This window comes from Chlorogloeopsis fritschii PCC 6912, from assembly GCF_000317285.1.
Lineage (GTDB): Bacteria > Cyanobacteriota > Cyanobacteriia > Cyanobacteriales > Nostocaceae > Chlorogloeopsis > Chlorogloeopsis fritschii.
Window position 1 is genome coordinate 55,318 of sequence record NZ_AJLN01000104.1, and the last position, 18,739, is coordinate 74,056.

18 protein-coding genes are annotated in these 18,739 nt (G+C 40.2%); 5 read left to right on the forward strand and 13 right to left on the reverse strand.

Annotated elements, in window-relative coordinates; all coding sequences use genetic code 11:
• Positions 1-13: 13 nt before the first annotated feature.
• The 3 genes from UYC_RS0121585 (at position 14) to UYC_RS0121595 (ending at position 1,304) form a co-directional block, all read left to right on the forward strand.
• Positions 14-394, forward strand: a complete 381-nt coding sequence (locus UYC_RS0121585; protein ID WP_016875225.1) for a response regulator — start codon at positions 14-16, stop codon at positions 392-394.
• A gap of 179 nt (positions 395-573) precedes the next feature.
• The gene (locus UYC_RS0121590) at positions 574-1,011 is read left to right on the forward strand and encodes a hypothetical protein (RefSeq protein WP_016875224.1); all 438 of its coding nucleotides are present in this window, start codon (positions 574-576) and stop codon (positions 1,009-1,011) included.
• Entirely contained in the window at positions 1,011-1,304 is a 294-nt protein-coding gene (locus tag UYC_RS0121595) for a Mo-dependent nitrogenase C-terminal domain-containing protein (RefSeq protein ID WP_016875223.1), read from the forward strand. The genes UYC_RS0121590 and UYC_RS0121595 overlap by 1 nt, the downstream gene beginning before the upstream one ends.
• A gap of 35 nt (positions 1,305-1,339) precedes the next feature.
• Here UYC_RS0121595 and UYC_RS0121600 read toward each other — a convergent pair whose 3' ends face one another.
• The 8 genes from UYC_RS0121600 to fdxB all read right to left on the reverse strand — a co-directional run bounded on the left by UYC_RS0121600 (position 1,340) and on the right by fdxB (position 10,473).
• A complete protein-coding gene (locus tag UYC_RS0121600; RefSeq protein WP_235082964.1) occupies positions 1,340-3,316 on the reverse strand; it encodes a right-handed parallel beta-helix repeat-containing protein in 1,977 nt (658 codons plus the stop codon).
• Between the two features lie 840 nt (positions 3,317-4,156).
• A complete protein-coding gene (locus tag UYC_RS0121605) occupies positions 4,157-4,639 on the reverse strand; it encodes an ArsC/Spx/MgsR family protein (RefSeq protein ID WP_016875221.1) in 483 nt (160 codons plus the stop codon).
• Positions 4,640-4,804: 165 nt separating this feature from the next.
• Complete coding sequence (locus tag UYC_RS0121610) at positions 4,805-5,416, reverse strand: cysteine dioxygenase family protein (RefSeq protein WP_016875220.1); 612 nt, start codon at positions 5,414-5,416, stop codon at positions 4,805-4,807.
• A 29-nt stretch (positions 5,417-5,445) separates the two neighbouring features.
• Complete coding sequence (locus UYC_RS0121615; protein WP_016875219.1) at positions 5,446-5,928, reverse strand: hypothetical protein; 483 nt, start codon at positions 5,926-5,928, stop codon at positions 5,446-5,448.
• 207 nt (positions 5,929-6,135) lie between these two features.
• Positions 6,136-6,726 (reverse strand): cytochrome c oxidase subunit 3, encoded by a 591-nt coding sequence (locus tag UYC_RS0121620; RefSeq protein WP_016875218.1) that lies wholly within the window; start codon positions 6,724-6,726, stop codon positions 6,136-6,138.
• Between the two features lie 160 nt (positions 6,727-6,886).
• Positions 6,887-8,575: a cytochrome c oxidase subunit I gene (gene ctaD / locus UYC_RS0121625; protein ID WP_016875217.1), complete on the reverse strand. Its 1,689-nt coding sequence runs from the start codon at positions 8,573-8,575 to the stop codon at positions 6,887-6,889.
• A gap of 58 nt (positions 8,576-8,633) precedes the next feature.
• On the reverse strand, positions 8,634-9,629 hold the full coding sequence (locus UYC_RS0121630) for a cytochrome c oxidase subunit II (protein WP_016875216.1): 996 nt from the start codon (positions 9,627-9,629) through the stop codon (positions 8,634-8,636).
• Positions 9,630-10,179: 550 nt separating this feature from the next.
• Positions 10,180-10,473, reverse strand: a complete 294-nt coding sequence (fdxB, locus tag UYC_RS0121635; RefSeq protein WP_016875215.1) for a ferredoxin III, nif-specific — start codon at positions 10,471-10,473, stop codon at positions 10,180-10,182.
• A 1,071-nt stretch (positions 10,474-11,544) separates the two neighbouring features.
• Here fdxB and UYC_RS0121645 point away from each other — a divergent pair.
• A complete protein-coding gene (locus UYC_RS0121645; RefSeq protein WP_016875213.1) occupies positions 11,545-13,158 on the forward strand; it encodes a helix-turn-helix domain-containing protein in 1,614 nt (537 codons plus the stop codon).
• A 101-nt stretch (positions 13,159-13,259) separates the two neighbouring features.
• Here the strand turns inward: UYC_RS0121645 and UYC_RS0121650 are convergent, their stop codons facing one another.
• The 4 genes from UYC_RS0121650 to UYC_RS0121665 all read right to left on the reverse strand — a co-directional run bounded on the left by UYC_RS0121650 (position 13,260) and on the right by UYC_RS0121665 (position 16,488).
• Positions 13,260-13,484 (reverse strand): type II toxin-antitoxin system HicA family toxin, encoded by a 225-nt coding sequence (locus UYC_RS0121650; RefSeq protein WP_016875212.1) that lies wholly within the window; start codon positions 13,482-13,484, stop codon positions 13,260-13,262.
• On the reverse strand, positions 13,477-13,704 hold the full coding sequence (locus tag UYC_RS0121655; protein WP_016875211.1) for a type II toxin-antitoxin system HicB family antitoxin: 228 nt from the start codon (positions 13,702-13,704) through the stop codon (positions 13,477-13,479). The genes UYC_RS0121650 and UYC_RS0121655 overlap by 8 nt, the downstream gene beginning before the upstream one ends.
• Positions 13,705-13,807: 103 nt before the next feature.
• On the reverse strand, positions 13,808-15,547 hold the full coding sequence (locus UYC_RS0121660; RefSeq protein ID WP_016875210.1) for a sensor histidine kinase: 1,740 nt from the start codon (positions 15,545-15,547) through the stop codon (positions 13,808-13,810).
• On the reverse strand, positions 15,544-16,488 hold the full coding sequence (locus tag UYC_RS0121665) for a substrate-binding domain-containing protein (protein WP_016875209.1): 945 nt from the start codon (positions 16,486-16,488) through the stop codon (positions 15,544-15,546). The genes UYC_RS0121660 and UYC_RS0121665 overlap by 4 nt, the downstream gene beginning before the upstream one ends.
• Positions 16,489-17,403: 915 nt before the next feature.
• Between UYC_RS0121665 and UYC_RS0121670 the strand changes: the two genes are divergently transcribed.
• Positions 17,404-18,093: an alpha/beta hydrolase gene (locus UYC_RS0121670; protein ID WP_016875208.1), complete on the forward strand. Its 690-nt coding sequence runs from the start codon at positions 17,404-17,406 to the stop codon at positions 18,091-18,093.
• A gap of 199 nt (positions 18,094-18,292) precedes the next feature.
• On the opposite strand, the gene UYC_RS0121675 is transcribed toward UYC_RS0121670, so the two are convergent.
• Positions 18,293-18,607: a hypothetical protein gene (locus UYC_RS0121675; protein ID WP_016875207.1), complete on the reverse strand. Its 315-nt coding sequence runs from the start codon at positions 18,605-18,607 to the stop codon at positions 18,293-18,295.
• Positions 18,608-18,739: the final 132 nt, after the last annotated feature.

Genomic DNA, 18,739 nt, shown 5'->3' on the forward strand with positions numbered 1-18,739 from the left:
AGGTGGAGTTGATATGACCACGAGACACATTCTCATTATTGATGATGAATATGATATCCGGGCAGTAGCTGAACTCTCCTTAAAAGCAGTAGGAGCTTGGCAAGTTTCGACTGCTGCCTCAGGCAATGAAGGAGTAACAAAGGCGGTTGCCGAACAGCCAGATGTGATTCTTCTGGATGTAATGATGCCCGACATGGATGGAATCGCTACTTTTAAAGCACTACAAGCACATCCCGCCACCAATAAAATTCCCGTGATTTTACTGACAGCCAAAACGCAAGCTGCCGAACAGCGACGATTTGCTGAATTAGGAGTGCGAGCAATTATTACCAAGCCTTTCAAAGCCATGAAATTGCCTGCTCAAATTGCAGCCGCTCTCAACTGGGAGAGTTAAAAAATTTTTTCTAAATTTCTTTCATCTCCACAATTTCTGCATTTTTCAGTTTTAAAGTTAAAAATAACCAACAGACCAACCAATCAATTGCACTTTCCCTAAAGGTGGAGTAAAAACTTACCAGCAGGAAAATTTCTAAGTTGGTTAGGTTTTGTCACCGTATTTTATATCTAAAATTTATGAACAATCTAGAACTATTTCACTTTCATCTCGAAAGAGTTATCTATGTCTTAAAGTTTCAAGATAAACAGCTAGTTGAGTACTGGATAGAGCATCTACATCTGAGCCTAGACTATCAATATACAGACTCTCTTTTAACAGCAGCCGTATTTGAATTATCTGCCACAGATACTGATACTTGTCGCTGGGTATTAGATAACTTTTCTGATTGTCCACCTTATACTGATTTGTTTGAAAGCGTTACTAGATTTGCTATCGGCAAACTCATCCAAAAAGGATTTATTCTCGGTCAAGACTTCAGCTTTACTTCTGAGGGTAAAATTCTACTCAATGAAAATACAAAAACCACGTTAATGACAGATACTTCTGCATCAGATAGTCTGTTACTTGAAAAAGTCTTGCTAGTTCCTCAACAAATTCATTCACTAACAATATGATGTCAACTAATATCTTCACTTCAATCTCATTTGTAAATATTCTCTTGCAACCAATTCGTCAACAACTTCAATCTCTCAAAATAGAAGACCACAAATTTGCACGCTTGCTCTGCAAATTGATTCCTGCTAGTTGCCCATTTGAACGAGAAATTAAAATTTACAAGCGTACTATTCTTTATATTCCTCCTCTGTGCAAACTCAATCCTTTCTATGAACAGTTAGTTGAGCTACGTTTTAGAGCTTTAACTTATTTAGCAGATTGCCATGGCGAAGATGTAACGCTGTATTGTTAATGGCAAACAAAATCATTATTGCTTTGTGAAAATTCTTATTTTCGATTAATTTGACTCACAAAATTCTCGAAACTTTGCAGTTTTTGTCTTAATTCTTCAGGCATAGAGTAGGAGCGCACTTCAAGGTTTGAGAGATTGTAATCGTAGATTTCGGGCGAATTGAAGTTTGGTTCTATCCACTGTCCGTTGTCGCCCGTGTACAATTTCCACTTTTCTATGTCAGCTACTGGAGAACCAGGAACAGAAGGATAGTCTGGTTCTAACAGAAAAGATTTGGGTTCTGGTGCCCAATAAATGTTGTTAGATGATTCATAGTTATTTTGAAACACCGAAGTATACATCCTATTATTTCCAGTGTTGGCAAAGAACAACATCTGGTTTGATGTTTCTGAAGAAATTAGCGAATTTCGGATAGCGATCGGCCCAACCCCAACGGGAACATTACTAATTTCCTGTACTTCTCCTAGATGGTAAGCAGTAGAATTAGAGTAGTATCGGGACGTTCCCACAAGGGCAATTTGATTTGGGTTATTGGCAATAACTGAGTCTAGAATTGTTATATTTTGAGCATTGCTGATATCAATTCCTGCTCTGTGCATAGAGTCAGAAATGAAAGAGTTCTTGACAAGAAACGGCCCCGGTGATACCTCTAAAAACAATCCTGCCGAATTTTTCACCGCAACAAAGTTATCGATTACTACATTCTTGTTTTCGTGATCGAACCACATCCCACTTGTCAGGTTTCCGATCGCCTGCTGATCCTTGAACAGCACATTTTTAGCGAAGTGGTGTTTTGCACCACTGATTGCCCAGCCTCTCCAATCCGAGAGATTACCACGCCAGTTATTAAAGTTCGTACTATTCCCAATCCACAGACCATTTACCATATTATCTGAGGATGTACCCATGAAGCCGTTGTAGTTAAAGACGCTATTTTTTACTGTTACATCTTGGGTTTTGAACAAATAAAGCCCTTGGTAGTTATTCCATTCAAAGCGGCATTGGTCTATTAAAATATTTCGGTTAATCAGAGACTGTTTATCATTCCACTCTTCACCAAAGATCACAGCAGCAGTTCCACCCAACGCGCCGACTGAATGCCGAAATGAAATGTTTCGTAAGACTACATTACGCACTTGGTAAAACCGCATCAGGAATGGATGCACTCCTACTTCGATGGTTGCACTTTTAAAGTTCACATTGCTATTGGGCAAAAGGTAGAGAAAATCTCCGTTTTCGCTTTTTTCGGCGACACCAAAGCTCCCAGAGTGCTGGAGTGCATCTTGAGGCTCTACAAATTCTAAGTACTCGTAACTGCCAGTACCTCGGAAAGCGTTAGGGAATGTATATTTATATTTTTCAAGTAAAACTTGCCTCTGTTGTTTGCCGTTTACAAATACAAGTTCTCTTCGATGTGCAAGTATGTTCTTTGGCCCATATTTACCGTATGGCCCGCCATTATTACCAAAATCATAATTCCAAGGGATACGATATATTAAGCCTTTGTCAGTTTTAATCGTTGGTGTCCATGCAGAAAGCGGCACTAACTCAGAACCCTTGATAACTGTAGGTGTACTTCCCTGTCCCTCAATCACTAACACCACTCCATCGGGAACTTTTGGAAAGCGGTAATCTATTTTGAGTGAACCCTCACGATAGACATCGGCACTCAATGCTATTTTCGTTGAGATACCCTGTGATAAATATCCTCTAGCCTTTTCTAATGCTGCACCTATTGTTAAAAGTGGTTTTTTTTGGCTGCCATCGTTAGTGTCAGATGCTTCTGTACTTTTTGATACATAAATAATTTGAGATACTTTTGATTCATCTATGTTAGCGCCAGTTATCTTGGTAGCATCCGTACTTTTGAGAGATTGAGATCCTAGCTCAATAAAATCTTGAATCGTGAGATTTGAACTATCAGTTTGACCTTCGCTTTCAGCTGTTCCTTTGATTGGATACACTAAAGTTCCAATCAACACTAAACATATCAGATACACCCTACGTAGCATTACAACCTCCACTCTTGATTCAGCAAAGATTTCAGTTCAGTTTTTTATTTTCAAAAAAATTGAATTCTCATGAAAAAACATGAGTAACATCGTCATTGCATGAATTTATATCTGCAACAATTAGTCTCAGCTAGCATTAAAATTAGTTGAGATGAGCTTGAGTATTATTCAAGTTTTACTGATTAAAATTGCTCTCTAATTAATATTTAGCAATGAGATTTAATCTGAAAAACCCCGTCCTGAGCTATGTTGGAGTATTTTCAGATAATTTATACTAAACTAATTTTTTACGTACAAATCTTTTGCTAAAAAGGATAATTTATGACTCCAAAACTATAGCAGAGCTAAATTAAAACTGCCAATGAATTAGTAGACTTTGAAGATTAAAAACAGATTTTTACTATCGCATAGTTCATGCTAATAAATAAGCTGCATATGATGTACTGCTTTTGTTTTCACTGCTTTTGCTTACAATTTAGCTTTACTTCTAGCCAAAGTCTTCCGTGATTATTACAACCTATTTTTTTATGGGAAATTACTTATATTTGTCAATTTAAGTAGTATTTTGTGCAGATTAGCTTGTAAATATAGGCTAATCTAACTTCAGCTTGGCTTTAGTTCGCCGATTTACGCTATTTCTGTACTGCACATATCAGGATAAACCACTAATTCGCGAAGAAAAGGCGTAACAACACAATATCCAAAGTGGGATTTGTCTCAAGACTTAAAGTAATTTAAAATACTTTACACTGAGAAATATTACTTAAATAATGAAAAATATGAGAAAAAAAACACGATCGCACGCTGGCGATCGCGAATTTTTTGGCAGCTAATTTGGAATTAATGATTGCAGGAACCTTGCTTTGGCTCGTGTTCATTTTGGTGATGCCCGTGCCCGTGCTTGTGGGAACAGCTTTGTAAATCCTGTTCGATCAGTTTTTCGGTGATTTCTTTGAGAGTTGCATCTTTAGGTTTTAGTCCAATCCAAGCATCAATCTTCTCGGTATCGAAACCTACCTCGTAGCGATCGCCTACTTGCATCAAAGGACGGCGAATTAACAATGGATCTTTGAGCATCAACAGCAAAGCAGTCTCAGCATCAACTTGTTCGGGTACTAACTCGCCCGATTGCACTCGTGGAGCAGCACGATTAAACCATTCCGATACAGGGCGATCGCCAAAAAATGAGCGCAAACGCTCAATAGTCCAAGGTTCCGTGAGTAGGTTGTAGGCAATCACTTCATGACCTGCGGCTGTAAGCAAAGTTTTTTGTTTAGTATTATTCTTACAACCTGGTTTTTCATAAAAAATTACCCTTGCCATTACAGTAACTCCTACTGGTTTTAAGAATAGAAAATAAATGTTCAGTTACCAGTTATCAGTTACCAGTTGATAACTGTTTACTGTTCACTGAAAATTACTCACCTAATTAAATTTTAATTAAAAAACCAAATTATTTTGCTAATAAAAATAATTACCATTTAGCGACTAGAAATTTTTAGCAGTATGAGTTAGCAAATTATACTCAAAGCGTTGTTTGGGGTTGGTTTCTCCATACAAATTAAAAGTAACAGTTGGTTCATTACCTACTGCTTCTACACTATGAATTGCATCAGGTGTAAAGCAAATAATATCACCTGAGAATAAAGTTAATTCTCCCGTTGTTTCAATTTTATCTGGTGATTCTGAGTCAGGATTGCGTCGCCAAAAGGTATTTTTTTCTTGTCCTTTTAATACTGCAACCACTCCCCAAGTACCGTGATTATGAATATTTGAAGTTGTTTCTGGTGCAAATGTTACTGTTTGTACTGTAAACGGAAAACCTAATTCATCATATAGGAGTAAAACCGAAGTGCCAGTTTGAGGACAAGGTTCTAAATATTGGCTTTGTACCCAGTAAGAGTTAACAATTAATCGTCTAACTAGCATTTGAATTTCTGGTAGACGGCTGGCTTCATCCTCTACATTTTCAAGAACATCTTCTAACTCAGTTAAAAATCTGTAAAGGCGATAATTATCCCTGAGTAAATCCCATGCTCTCATAGAGTTACAGATTTGATAATTTCCATCTCCAGTGACAAGCCAATTTTTTCCTTGCATATTTTTGAAGGTATTAATATAGCTTAAATTTACTCGTCATCTTCTTCTGGTGCGCGTGTCAAAATATCAAATAATAGTCCGGCACCAAAATCATGCTTATCATCAATTTCTTTTATTTGAGTACATATTTTTTTTGCTTTTTCTATTTCTCCTAATTTCGCTAATACCAATCCACAAGCAGCACAAGCATTTAAATACATACGAATTTCTGAGTCTTCTTTCCGCCTAATTAGTATTGGCTTTAGCTGCTTCCAATCATCTGGTAGATTTGCTGATTTTTCAATTTTATCAATGACTTTAATTGCTATTTTTAACGCCATAGCATAATTATTTTTGTAATAAAAGTATCTATATGCTGCTACCAAAACATCTATTTGTTCTCCAGTTTTGGCTAAAGCTTGATTTATATAATTTTCAGATAAAGAGGAGTTTTCCCAGTTTTCTGCTGCTAATATTAATAAATTTTTGATATCTTCTGGCACTTTAAACCATGAAAATTTTTCTGCATCCACCTGATATAAATCTCCTTTGTATATAATTCTTGCACTCCTACCGACAGCCACCAGGCAGAGCCACCAAACCCTCGTTACCAGGTTCAACCTGGTAACGAGAACTAGAGCCTCTGGCTCTTCTTGAGAAAAAGGGAATAGGTTACAGGATACAGGTTACAGTTTTCCCTGTTCCCTGTTCCCTGTTCCCTGTTCCCCGTTCCCCGTTCCCTAAAATTTTGTGAGAACGTACAACAAAGTAAAGAGAATAATCCAAATAATGTCTACGAAGTGCCAGTAAATTTCTGCCATTTCGATGCCAGTATGTTTAGTGGCAGAATAATGACCAGGACGACGCGATCGCCACAACACACCCAAAATTAACAGCAGTCCCACAAAAACGTGTAACCCGTGGAAGCCTGTCATTAAGTAAAAACAGTTGGAAAATATGTTAGTAGTTAGACCGTATCCCAAGGTCATGTACTCATAAGCTTGTCCGAGTAGGAAAACTGCGCCCATGATTGCGGTGATGATATACCACTTGCGCATTCCTCGAACATCATTCCTTTTAATTGCCGTATCACCAAAGTGAATCACAAAACTACTAGACACCAGAATAATAGTGTTAATTGTCGGCAATAATAACTCTACTTCCGTTCCTTCTGGAGGCCAAACTTCGTTACTTCCTCGAAAGAACAAATAAGTAGCAAAAAATCCGCCAAACATTAACGACTCAGAAATCAGGAACGCTAATAGTCCCTTGACTCGTAAATCTTGATGTTCTTCGTGATGAGCTGGACTCGTCGTTGTTGCGATCGCCATATTGTTTGCACTATAAATTCTCTCTATACCTCTTCTCTTTGCGTCCTACCCTTCCCTGCGGGAACGCCTCCGGCGTACGGGAAGCCACCCTCCGGGTGTCTATGTGTCCTTTGTGGTTCGTTCAAAACAAAGGCACAAAGAGACAGTAAGACTTTAGTGATTAAGCACTAGCTTCCGTTACAGTAGCAGCCTGAACTTCAGCATTATGAACACCGTAATCGTAAGGGCCATGAGTAACCACTGGTAAGACTTCCCAGTTTTCAATTAGAGGCGGAGAACTGGTTGTCCACTCTAAAGTCATAGCATTCCAAGGATTATCACCAGCTTTCTTACCAGCAACCCAACTCCAGAGAATGTTAATCGTGAAGGGAATTACCGATAAGCCCAAAATATATGCACCAATCGTACAAATCTCGTTAATCGAGGTAAATTGCGGATCGTACATTGCCACTCGTCGGGGCATTCCTTGTAAACCCAATTCGTGCATGGGTAAAAAGGTCAAATTTGTACCGATAAACGTAAGGATAAAGTGAATGCGACCCAAGGTTTCATTCATCATCCGTCCGGTGATTTTGGGGAACCAGTGGTAAATGCCAGCGTAGATACCAAATACGGAACCGCCAAACAATACATAGTGGAAGTGTCCTACGACATAGTAGGTGTCGTGAACGTGAACATCAAAGGGTGCTGTTCCCAGGGTGACACCACCAATCCCACCGAGAACAAACATCATCAATAAGCCAACCGCAAACAGCATGGCGCTGGTAAAGCGGATTTTGCCACCCCAGAGGGTAGCAACCCAACCAAATATCTTCACACCAGTGGGAACGGCAACGATCAGGGTAGAGATGGTGAAGAACATCCGCATCCAGCCGGGTGTGCCACTGGTAAACATATGGTGTACCCACACGAACAAACCCACAACGCAGATAGCCAAACTGGAATAGGCGATCGCTTTATAGCCAAAGATAGGTTTGCGGGCGTGTACGGGAATGACTTCGGACATGATGCCGAAGATGGGCAGAATCATCAGATAAACTGCCGGGTGGGAATAGAACCAGAATAGGTGTTGGTAAAGGACTACGTTACCGCCTGCATCTGGTTTGAAGAAGGATGTGCCAAAATGAAGGTCGAATAACAGTAGTATCAATCCTGCTGCTAACACTGGTGTAGATACCAGTGCTAAGACAGAAGTTGCCAAAATCGCCCAGCAAAATAGGGGAACTTGATCCCACTTCATGCTGGGAACTTTCATGAACAAGATGGTGATGACAAAGTTCAGCGAACCCAAAATGGAGGAGGTTCCTACCAAAACAATGGCGAGTATCCATAGGGTTTGAGCAACAGGAGCAGTAACCAGGCTCAGAGGTGGATAAGCTGTCCAACCAGATTGGGAACCACCACCGAAGAAGAAACTAGCTAATAGTAGTAAACCCGCAGGTGGGTTCAACCAAAAAGCGATCGCATTCAACTTCGGAAAAGCCATATCCCTAGCGCCCACCATCAATGGCACCAGGAAATTGCCAAATCCTCCAATCGCACTAGGAACGATCCAAAAGAAAATCATGATCGTTCCGTGGTTCGTCATGAAAGCGTTGTAAAGATTCGGTTCTAGCAAATCAGCATCGGGTGTTGCCAACTCAGCACGCATGGCAACTGCCATCAGCCCACCGATGAGATAGAACAAAAACGCCGTTACTAAGTATTGGATGCCGATAACTTTATGGTCAACATTAAAAGTGAAGTAGTGATACCATTTCCACGCTTGGGGATGATGAGTGGTTCCGGCAACCACAACAGTAGAGGCTTCACTTCCCGGTGGATGATTCCGTGGAATTTCGAGCGTCATAAGCAATTTCCGCGATAATTTGCAGTTAGTCTGTAGTCTACAGAGAAAGAGCTATTGACTAATGACTCTTGACTCTTGACTGTTGTAGAGACGCGATATATCGCGTCTCTACCCCCATCTTTTGGGCGTAGGGAGCGAGAAAATCTGATGTTGATAATTCAGCAGGGTTAACCGCAACTGCTTGTTTTAGTTCTTGTTGGGCAATGCGGTTTTCTGTCAACCAGCTTTCAAACTCGGCGGGAGGATGAACAACTACCTGCGATCGCATCGAACCGTGATAGCCACCGCACAATTCTGTACAAACGATGGGATATGTACCGACTTTAGTGGCGACAAACCGCAATTTAGTTGGGATACCGGGAATTGCATCTTGCTTTAAACGAAATTGCGGCACCCAAAGAGAGTGAATTACATCTGTGGCAGTCAGGTTTAGCTGTACATCAGCACCAACCGGAACGTGCAATTCACTACTCATCACGCCGCTGTCGGGATAGTTGAAAATCCAAGCAAACTGCATCCCCGTCACATCGACTGCTAAATCGGCGGGTTTTTGTGGGCGATCGCTAGCTGCACCGATCCCTATTTCCGGTTCATTTCCTGGTGCTGCCATTTCCATCCCAGATGCATCATTCAACGTTGCAGCTAAAGCAGTTCCAGGCATTTGAGCAACATGAGATGGAGCATGATTGTGAGTATCTAACCCACCCATGCGCCCGTATACATCTACACTGTAAATTCCTAAGACAATAACTATAATGGTTGGGATTGCCGTCCAAAAAACTTCGAGAGGCAAGTTACCCTCGATGGGCGCACCATCTGTATCATCACCTTTGCGATGACGAAATTTCCACAAGAAAATCAGAATGGTTCCTTCTACCACTACAAATAGTGCGGTGGCAATTGTCACCATAATATTAAAAAAACCGTCTACTAAAGGCGCTTGTTGAGATGCTTGTTCCGGTAGTAGACTGTGGTGTTGACCAACCCAAATACTGAAGAGTGTGATTACTACTCCAGCAACTAAGGTTAACAGCGAAACAGGAATTTGTTGCATATATACCTGCTCTTTAACACGTCGTTCAAGGTGTGATTCTCGCCTGTTGTAAAGTAGTACATTGCATCCTGTGCTTTCGATGCATACGTCACACCAAAGAAGAGAATTGTTAGGTTAGTGTCTAGATTCGCAGTTGCTACAATTTTTGTGCTTATTTTGATTTACACCTTTATCAGGCAACTTTATCTAACTATTTTATTTTCTCTGTTTCTAATAAATAATTGGGGGAATTTAATCATGTTTTAATTTATGTTCCCCCACCAAATTTGAGACTATATATTTGTTCCTATTTGCCAGTATATTTCTGCTCGTAGAGAAGTTTTATTGTTGATAGTGAACTGTTTCCTTAAAAATCATGAGGCTAACTTAGTAGCAAGATTTAAGTTGTTAATAGCTAACAATTTGTGATTTACGGATTTGTTTACTGTGAACTTTTTGTAGAGTTACTGTAAATATCTAAATTTCCCCTCTAGCTTTCTTGCTACATTGATTACACTTCAAGGTAAACAGTATTTCCTTTCACAAAAATACCTCTCTTCAACCCAAAAATCTAGTTATTTAATGCAGCATGGGTGTAGCAGTTCTTAGAACAAATTTTGGCACAGGCTTCACAGCCAATGCAGTTTTCTGGATGAGCAACTGTCATTACTTTCTTTTCGATTTCATCATCGTCTTCATCTTCTACAAATTCTCCTTCTTCATTCATCGCCTTTAGTTCCAGCACATTATGTCCGCAGATTTTAAAACATCTGCCACAACCAATACATTTGTCTTGGTCAATTGACTCAATGAATTTTGGCGTCCAAGTTTTTCCACCTAATGTCAATCCTGTTAATACTGCCATGTAAGTACCTTCTGCAATTTTGTTGACGAATATGTTTGCGCTTTAAGCTCATCCTAACATAACCTTCATTTGATTTTTTTAATGTTCTAATTTAACCTTTTGTTTTATCAAAATTCTATAACTTGCACAAAATTTTTGGCTTGTTTTTTATAGTCTAAATATTAAATGAAATTAATTACCAACAATATGTTTGTGAACATGAATAGCAAAATACCATTAGATAAAAGGTGTACTGATAATACATCTAAATTAAAAGGGAACAGGGTTGGGGAGGTTTTATTGTAACTCTCAAAAATGATGATACTTGTTTGCATTAAAAGGGAACAGGGAATGGGGTTCCTCATGCAGCAGCCCACAAACCCTCGTTACCAGGTTTAACCTGGTAACGAAAAGTAGAGCCTCTGGCTCTCTCAAAAGGGCGGCTTTCCATCAGAGATTCTGGATTCTGAATTCTTAGTTGTATATTTAGCAACTTTTATATCACTCATTTTGCATTTAATGCCTTTTTCAGCCATTTATCATACAAATTATGGTAAAAATTTCATCCAAAATATGAGTGAAAAACAAAAAAATGTAAACCAATTGACAGAATAATAAGATTTGTTAAAGATTAATATTATTAATAATTCAACTTCAAGCCACTAACTTCTATTTTGAAATGTTAGTAATCACAGATAAATTCAGTAAGAGTTTTTATTAAGAGAAAAATGTTCGGTAATTACGGGTCAGAAAAATAAAGAAATGAACTTTCGCTCATGATGAACACATTTCTGGAAAAGATTATGAAATTTATAGATAATCAAGATTTGATGGCTCATCCCTCGTTACCAGGTTCAACCTGGTAACAAGAACTAGAGCAATCTGGCTCTGTTGATCGTAGTTAACAGCTGTAAATAGCTTGTAATTGGATGGTCTGTCCGAGTATGGATGTGGGTGGTTAGTACAGTAATAATTTACAGTCATAAATTATTGCTGCCGAAAGAAGAATGTGGTAGTGAGTAGTGCATAGAAAGGACACATCCAGGGGAGACTTGAGCCAAACATCTCAACGAATATAGTGGCAATAGCCTTATGCCTTATACAATTCCGAATAACAGTTGCGTTGGATGTGATAATTGCCGTCCTCAATGTCCTACAGGTGCTATCAAAATCGAAAACGATGAATACTGGATCGATCCGAGTCTTTGTAACAACTGCGAGGGTTATTATCCCGAACCTCAATGTGTGGTAGCGTGTCCTACTAACTCTCCTATTCCCTGGCAAGCAAAAAGGGGAAGATGCAGAGTTGAACCGAGAGAGGTGACTAGCCCAGACTTGTTTTCTAATGGCAAGAGCAACCCCTTTGCTTCGGCAATTGTGATTTGGGAAGCTTGCAATGTGCTGGCACAACGCACATCGCTGCCTTGGGAAACAGATGAACAAGGAAATTTGTGTTATCGCCGCCAAGTCTACCAAGGTAAGGGAGCGATCGCTTTTCATATCCTTGCATCAGCAGAACCAAGCACATCTGTGACTGAGGTGCCACAAAAACTAGTAACAGATCTAGGAGCGATTGAGGCGCTGGATATTAGAAATGCTTGTATCCATTTGATTTTTGCAGCTTATGCTACAAGTTTGGATCGACCTTGGGAGCGAGAGTTTGCAATTGATGAGCGCCAACTAGAGAAATATTTGGGCTTAGAGAAACGCAAAGACTTGAGCAAAGCTGTCAAGCTGGCTTTAATGAAAAACTTGGTACAGCAAGCTTGCTCACTCATGATTTCTATTGACTGGCCTCAACAAGGGCAAGTCAAGGGGTTTTCTGTCACAGGAAGTCGTTTGTGGGAGTTAGTCTCAATTCAGCACCACTTTCAAGAAGATGAACTTGGTTGTAAATATCTGGTTGGCTTAACCTTTAAAGTTAGAGCAGGTATCTGGGCACAACACTTTTTAAACAAACAGGGATGCAAGGAAAGAACCGCATTTTATCAATACGGTAGTCTGCCAAAATCCTTGTTAACTACAGTGATGAGCATTTGGCAGCAACATGAAGGTGCCGCGCGATTGATGCTGTGGTTGCTGTTTAAAACCAAGATGGGTAAAGAGCAACGCATTACCGTTCCTACCTTAATGCGTGTTGCCTACGGTGAAGAAAAAATTACCTTAGCATTCAGGCAAAGAGAGGAACGCAAACGATTGCTGCGGACTTTTGAGCATGATTTAGAAGTCCTGAATCATTATGGAATGAAACCCTGTTTCGATCCAGTTACTTACCCACCTGCCATTCAACCATTGTGGGCGAAGTTAGTTGATATTCCCGAAGATCCAGATGAGGCACTAGAATTTTGGATGAATGATGGTGGCAACACCTCGCGGCTTACAGATATAGGCCCTCGTGGCAAATGGAATCTCCTGATGAATGCCCGCATCTTGGCTTTCGATTTGCCTCCAGACTGGGAACAGCAAATTGCAGACTCCGAAAAAAAGCAACAGCGAACCGCAAAAAACAAAAGAAAGTCAAAAACCACAAGTGATTTGATTGGCGATCAGATTTTACGAGCGCGAAAAAATCTCAATCTTTCGCAAAGAGAACTAGCAAAGCTGGCTGGTAAAAGTCAAAGCTGGATTCGCGATATCGAAAAAGGTCGCCTGAAAGTAAAATTAGAAGACCAAGTTGTATTGCGGAAAGTTTTGGGTATTGCTTGATTGGATTCTCAAAACAAGGTAACTAAAATATAGTTGCTTTTTCCAGGGTCATCACCGTGATTTTTTCTTAACTCACATTTTCAGTGCGATCGCTGTTGATATTAGTTCACTTCAAAAAGAATACGTGGTAGTCCTGACTGACGAATGATAGACCGCAAAGTGCCTATGCGTACTTCTTCGCAATCAGGAACAGGAACCGTTATTGTTGAGTCTTCCGTTTGCTGCTGCATAATAATATGGCTACCACGTTGACGTACTTGCACAAAGCCGTGTTGCTCCAGAATTTGGCAAATTTCCCGTCCAGAAAGAACACGCAGTTTACCCAATACTCACCTCTAAACGTGTAACAAAAACTTCTGTATGCAGCCTTTGTTCGATTTCTGAAGGATCGGCAGTCTCAAAAAATAGCTCCAATGCTTCAACTAAATTATTCCTTGCTTCTTCAACGGTATCACCCTGACTAGCAATATCAAGTTCTGGACACAGCGCTACATAGCCATCACCCTCGCGCTCAATAATTGCAATGAGTTGTTTTGTTTGTCTCATCTTCTGCTTTGGCTAAATCAGCTTATCTGGGAAAATATTATTATTTATCTTGATGATAACTGCGATCTGATTTCGTTTTTGTCGAATGCGATCGCACTTATGGTTACAAACCAATTAAATTAGCCTGTTGCCGTAAGGGAATTTCAATCCAAAATTCTGCACCTTGTCCCGGCTCTGATATACACCGGATTGTGCCTCGATGTTTCTCTGTAATTATCTGATAGCTAATCGACAATCCTAAACCAGTTCCTTTACCTACTGCCTTTGTCGTAAAAAAGGGATCAAACAATTTTTGTCTAACTTTTTCTGGCATTCCCGGCCCATTATCAGCTATTTTGATTGTGACTGAGTTGGCTCCACTGATATTGGTAGTAATGGCGATTGTGCTGGGGCGATCGCGCATTTGTTCAGTAGAACGTTGTTTATCATAATCTTCTAAAGCATCAATAGCATTATTAATAATATTCATAAATACTTGATTCAATTGTCCTGGGTAGCACTCTACCAAGGGCAAATCACCATATTCTTTAACAATTTTTACTTCAGGATGTTCTGGCTTGGCTTTGAGCCGATTCTGTAAAATTAGCAAAGTGTTATCAATTCCTTCATGAATATCAACGGGCTTCATTTCCGCCTCATCCAGACGAGAAAAATTACGCAAAGATAAAACTATTTCGCGAATGCGGTTAGCTCCCATCTTCATTGAAGTTAGGATTTTGGGCAAATCTTCACTGAGGAACTCTAAGTCTATTTCTTCTATTTTCAGTTCAACTTTTTCGCCAGGTTTCGGAAAATTTTGGTTATACAAACACACCAGTTCCAGTAAATTTTGCGTGTATTCATTTAGGTGATTGATATTACCAAAAATAAAATTGATGGGATTGTTAATTTCGTGCGCTACCCCTGCTACCAATTGACCGAGACTAGACATTTTCTCAGTTTGAATCAGTTGAATTTGAGTTTCTTGTAGTTCTTCTAGCGCCTGTTGCAATTTTGACTCTGTCTGTTTGCGATCGCTAATTTCGCTTTTGAGACTTTCGTTAACTATACTTAGTTCATTGGTGCGTTTAATTACTTTTTCTTCCAAACAGCGATAGAACTCATTTAGTTTTGCCGACATTTGGTTAAACTCGTGAGATAGTTGCTCAATCTCATCTCCAGTTTTAATTTCTAGACGGTAATCTAAATTGCCTGAACCAATCTTGGCTGCACCTAGCTGTAGCTTTTGGATTGAACGAATTACAGGAAGTAGGATCAACAAAAACTGCCCGACAAAAATTAGTAGAATTAACGCGATCGCACTGTAAGTAACAATTTGAGCAGTTTGCTTGAATTGCTCTGTTGCTTGCTGAGTTTGGTTATATTGCTTTTGAGCATTACCAACCAGCAGATCTAAATACAAAGCAATGTCATCACCAAATGAATTAATCGCTTTGACATCTTGCTGAGACTGCGCCTGAGTAGACTTAGTATTGTTCTCCAATTCATTCGCTAAGTTAACGAGAAACTGATGACGTTGACGCACCACAGCCGGCTCAGTCGCTTCTGGCATCAAGCGATCTAATTCATCCACCAGCAATAAAAAATTCGACATTGCCTGGTGATACTCCGTCATGTCGGAGGTGTTGCGATTGAGCAACAGAAAATTTTTCAAGGCTGAAGTTTGTTTTTCAAGCGTAAGTTGCAAAGCTAGGGCTTTTTGCAACGCTTGACTAGTTTTCTCGCGACTCACTTCTTGTGCTATTTCTGCACCTCTAATTACAAAGGTGCTACCTCCCATCAGCAAGGCAACCAATCCCACAACAATTGCTGAAGAACCGAGGAATTTATGCAGAAGTTTCATTTTGCTGCACCTGTGTTTGACTCCAGGCTAGTTTTCAGTTGTCTTATCGGTTCGTAGTCACTATCTTTTGTCAGCGTGTATCCGGCTGACTGGGTGCCACTGACATCTACAAGCCCCGCAGGAGAGTTAATTAATACTCGCTTGAGATCGGCAATTAACTGCGGTGGTAGCTTAGTTGAGACTACAATTGGCCCGGTAGGAATGGGATCGGATTCCCAGATAATTTTATACTTGGTAGTATTAAGCTTGCCTGACTTTTGACTCCGCAGGAAAGAAGGTTTCTCGTCTGCGATCGCATCCACAACGCCTGCTGCCAAATCTGCTTGCACCTTATCATGACTGCCGGAATATTTGACTGAGGCAAAATCGCGCTCAGGATTAATTCCCGTGGCTTTAAACTTTACCATTGGCACCAGGTAGCCAGAGGTAGAATTTGGGCTGACAAAGGCGAAGCGTTTGCCCTTCAAATCTGCAAGAGATTTAATGCCACTGCCAGTATTCACCGCAATCACAGCACTATACCAGGGACGTCCCGTAGTTTGGTCGATGGGCGCAACAATTGGCTCGACGTTAGGATTTTGCTGTCGCGCTAAAACGTAAGTTGAACCTCCCAAGTAGGCAATATCAACTTTGCCATTTACCAATAAATCAACCGATGTTTTATAGTCTTTGGTAATTTGGAAATCAAATTTACGTCCAGTTGACTTGTGCAGGTAGTCTGCTAAGGGCTGTAGTTTCTTTTGCTGTTCTTCGCGGCTTTGCCAGGGAACAACGGCAACGTGCACCGTTGCTGTCTGGTTTTCAGTACTGCTAGCGGGAGTTGCTGACGCTTGGGGATTGTTATCTGAGGATGGCGATGTACAACCAAAACCCAGTGGGGTAAGCAATGAAGCCAAAGCGATCGCTAAGGATCTATATTGCCAGGATAAATATCTTGTCATGACTTTTAAGCCTTTATTAATGCTTGGTTTTTATGAAACAGCTGCTGATGAAAGAGAGCAAAATCAGTCACTATACTTCTTGCTCACTTTTCTGCTTTATAGTTCCCTATTTTCCTGTTGCATTAACAAGGTTTTGAACAACTCAATACTAGACAAACTCTTCCTATCAGCTAATTTGTACAAGATATACAAAATGAGCATAGTTTAAGTTGAATGAGATATTCGTGCTACTGCATCCAGTAACGAAAGTTGTTTGGTGTTAATGTTAACGAGTTACTTTGTAGGGCTTCTGAAAGTAGCCGCCGCTCTGAGTTCTCGCTTTATTACCGTGGACTAATACCATTTCAAGTTAATTATGATACATATGAAATTTATAGAGACGCGATAGATCGCGTCTGGGCACAGTCTGTATATGTATCAGATTTTTTGTGAACTGAGATCTTGCAACTTTCTCAATAACCGTAGGGTGCGCATTGCCTGTAACGTCAAAATAAGGTTTTGAGTCAAATCTAAGCAATGCTGCGAAGTTCCCTGGGCGTGGGAAACCCGCCTACAGGAATTCTTTCCACCTTACAACAATCGCAATCAAACAACTGGTGCAAGATGTGAATGAAATAGTATAAGAGGGATCGTACAAAATGTGCATCACTAACTAAACCATATTGACCTATGAATAAGAGAAAATACGAAAATATTCCTAAAGGTCAAGGCACACTAATTGCTTGACGCTATAGGGTTGAATAAAAGCAAACATGATACTAATTGAAAAAATGATTGCAACTAAATAAAAAATTTTTCCTTTCCAGTTCCTAATTCCTATTTTCAAAACAGCTATTTCCCATCGTAATTTGGGAGAGCCAAAAGTTTTTCTTTAATTGTTAGGAATTTGTAGAGAGGTGGGTAGCGGAGGATGATATGCAGCACATATACGATGAATCTTTTGAGAGGATAGTCCGAGACGTTCAGATCGGACAACAGCAAGAAGAATATTACCCAGTTAAACTGATCGCGAGTAGAGGTACCATACAATGCCGTTACTACCCAGTAAAGGATAGCGATCGGGCGGTGATTTGGGTTGGTGGTGTGGGTGGTGACTGGGATACACCTGCTCGTGGGCTTTATCCGTTACTTTGCCAGCAGCTAATTAAAGAAGGGATAGCTTCTTTGAGAGTACGCTACCGCTATCCAGCAGAACTTGAAGAGTCAGTCTTAGATGTTTTAGCTGGTATTAGCTATTTACATGACGAGGGCATACAAAATTTTGCCTTGGTTGGACACTCTTTTGGTGGTGCGGTAGTAATTAAGGCTGCGGTTCAAGCTCCAGATGTTCGTACTGTAGTTACCATTGCTACCCAAGTTTACGGTACAGAGACAGTTGCTGATTTAGCAACGCGTTGCTCGCTCTTGTTGTTGCACGGTGCAGAGGATCGGGTATTGCCTCCTCATTGTTCGCAACGTGTCTATCAACTTGCCCTGCAACCCAAGCGCATTATTTTCTATCCGAATGCCGATCATGGCTTAGATCAAGTGGCTGATGAAGTTACCCAAGTTGTTCGGGATTGGATTGTTGAACAATTAAATCGTTCTTCAACAAGAGTACTTTAGTTTTAATTACTACATTTCGTAAACTCGGATGAGTAAATTCCGTGTTTACTCTGCGCTTATTTGTTTTAAAAACGAGGGAACAGGACAATTAATATCTGTCTCCTGTCCCCTTCGCCCCTAATCCCCACTCCCTGGCGGTCGTGGGGGCCCCGAGTTCCCCTATTACCTTACTTCCCTTCTGCAATCTGCCGTCTGCCTTCTACTTAACCTCTAAGTCTCCCACCCACATCAGCAAACCAGGGGTGTTTTTATTATTAGCATAGGCTGGATGAACCTGATCGTGAATATCAGGATGCTGTTGGGCTAGTTCATCTTCGCTTAAATTAGCACTCAGCACAGTACCATCCTTCATTTTGACTGAGTACTTCAGCCCGTCTTTGCTATTCGCAATTACAACTATGCGATCGCGCATTACCAAACTAGTTATGGTAACAGGTTCCTCAGCATTGATCGCATTTGAGAAAAGAATATTACCTACAAGCATGAGGAGAGCAAACACAGATATCTGACGCATATTCATCCTCCATAAGTAATAATTGCTTTTATTAGTATATAGCTCAAATAAATAAGCGCACTGTTTTATCATTTTAAGCCTTTGAGCTTAAACTTTTACTGTATTTAATACTTAGAAATGAAAGAATATTTG

What these genes read in the sequence shown, in the direction of transcription:
- UYC_RS0121585 (WP_016875225.1), top strand. Translation starts at nt 14, where the DNA reads ATGACCACGAGACACATTCTCATTATTGATGATGAATATGATATCCGG.
- UYC_RS0121590 (WP_016875224.1), top strand. Translation starts at nt 574, where the DNA reads ATGAACAATCTAGAACTATTTCACTTTCATCTCGAAAGAGTTATCTAT.
- UYC_RS0121595 (WP_016875223.1), top strand. Translation starts at nt 1,011, where the DNA reads ATGTCAACTAATATCTTCACTTCAATCTCATTTGTAAATATTCTCTTG.
- UYC_RS0121600 (WP_235082964.1), bottom strand. Translation starts at nt 3,316, where the DNA reads ATGCTACGTAGGGTGTATCTGATATGTTTAGTGTTGATTGGAACTTTA.
- UYC_RS0121605 (WP_016875221.1), bottom strand. Translation starts at nt 4,639, where the DNA reads ATGGCAAGGGTAATTTTTTATGAAAAACCAGGTTGTAAGAATAATACT.
- UYC_RS0121610 (WP_016875220.1), bottom strand. Translation starts at nt 5,416, where the DNA reads ATGCAAGGAAAAAATTGGCTTGTCACTGGAGATGGAAATTATCAAATC.
- UYC_RS0121620 (WP_016875218.1), bottom strand. Translation starts at nt 6,726, where the DNA reads ATGGCGATCGCAACAACGACGAGTCCAGCTCATCACGAAGAACATCAA.
- ctaD (WP_016875217.1), bottom strand. Translation starts at nt 8,575, where the DNA reads ATGACGCTCGAAATTCCACGGAATCATCCACCGGGAAGTGAAGCCTCT.
- UYC_RS0121630 (WP_016875216.1), bottom strand. Translation starts at nt 9,629, where the DNA reads ATGCAACAAATTCCTGTTTCGCTGTTAACCTTAGTTGCTGGAGTAGTA.
- fdxB (WP_016875215.1), bottom strand. Translation starts at nt 10,473, where the DNA reads ATGGCAGTATTAACAGGATTGACATTAGGTGGAAAAACTTGGACGCCA.
- UYC_RS0121645 (WP_016875213.1), top strand. Translation starts at nt 11,545, where the DNA reads ATGCCTTATACAATTCCGAATAACAGTTGCGTTGGATGTGATAATTGC.
- UYC_RS0121655 (WP_016875211.1), bottom strand. Translation starts at nt 13,704, where the DNA reads ATGAGACAAACAAAACAACTCATTGCAATTATTGAGCGCGAGGGTGAT.
- UYC_RS0121660 (WP_016875210.1), bottom strand. Translation starts at nt 15,547, where the DNA reads ATGAAACTTCTGCATAAATTCCTCGGTTCTTCAGCAATTGTTGTGGGA.
- UYC_RS0121665 (WP_016875209.1), bottom strand. Translation starts at nt 16,488, where the DNA reads ATGACAAGATATTTATCCTGGCAATATAGATCCTTAGCGATCGCTTTG.
- UYC_RS0121670 (WP_016875208.1), top strand. Translation starts at nt 17,404, where the DNA reads ATGCAGCACATATACGATGAATCTTTTGAGAGGATAGTCCGAGACGTT.
- UYC_RS0121675 (WP_016875207.1), bottom strand. Translation starts at nt 18,607, where the DNA reads ATGCGTCAGATATCTGTGTTTGCTCTCCTCATGCTTGTAGGTAATATT.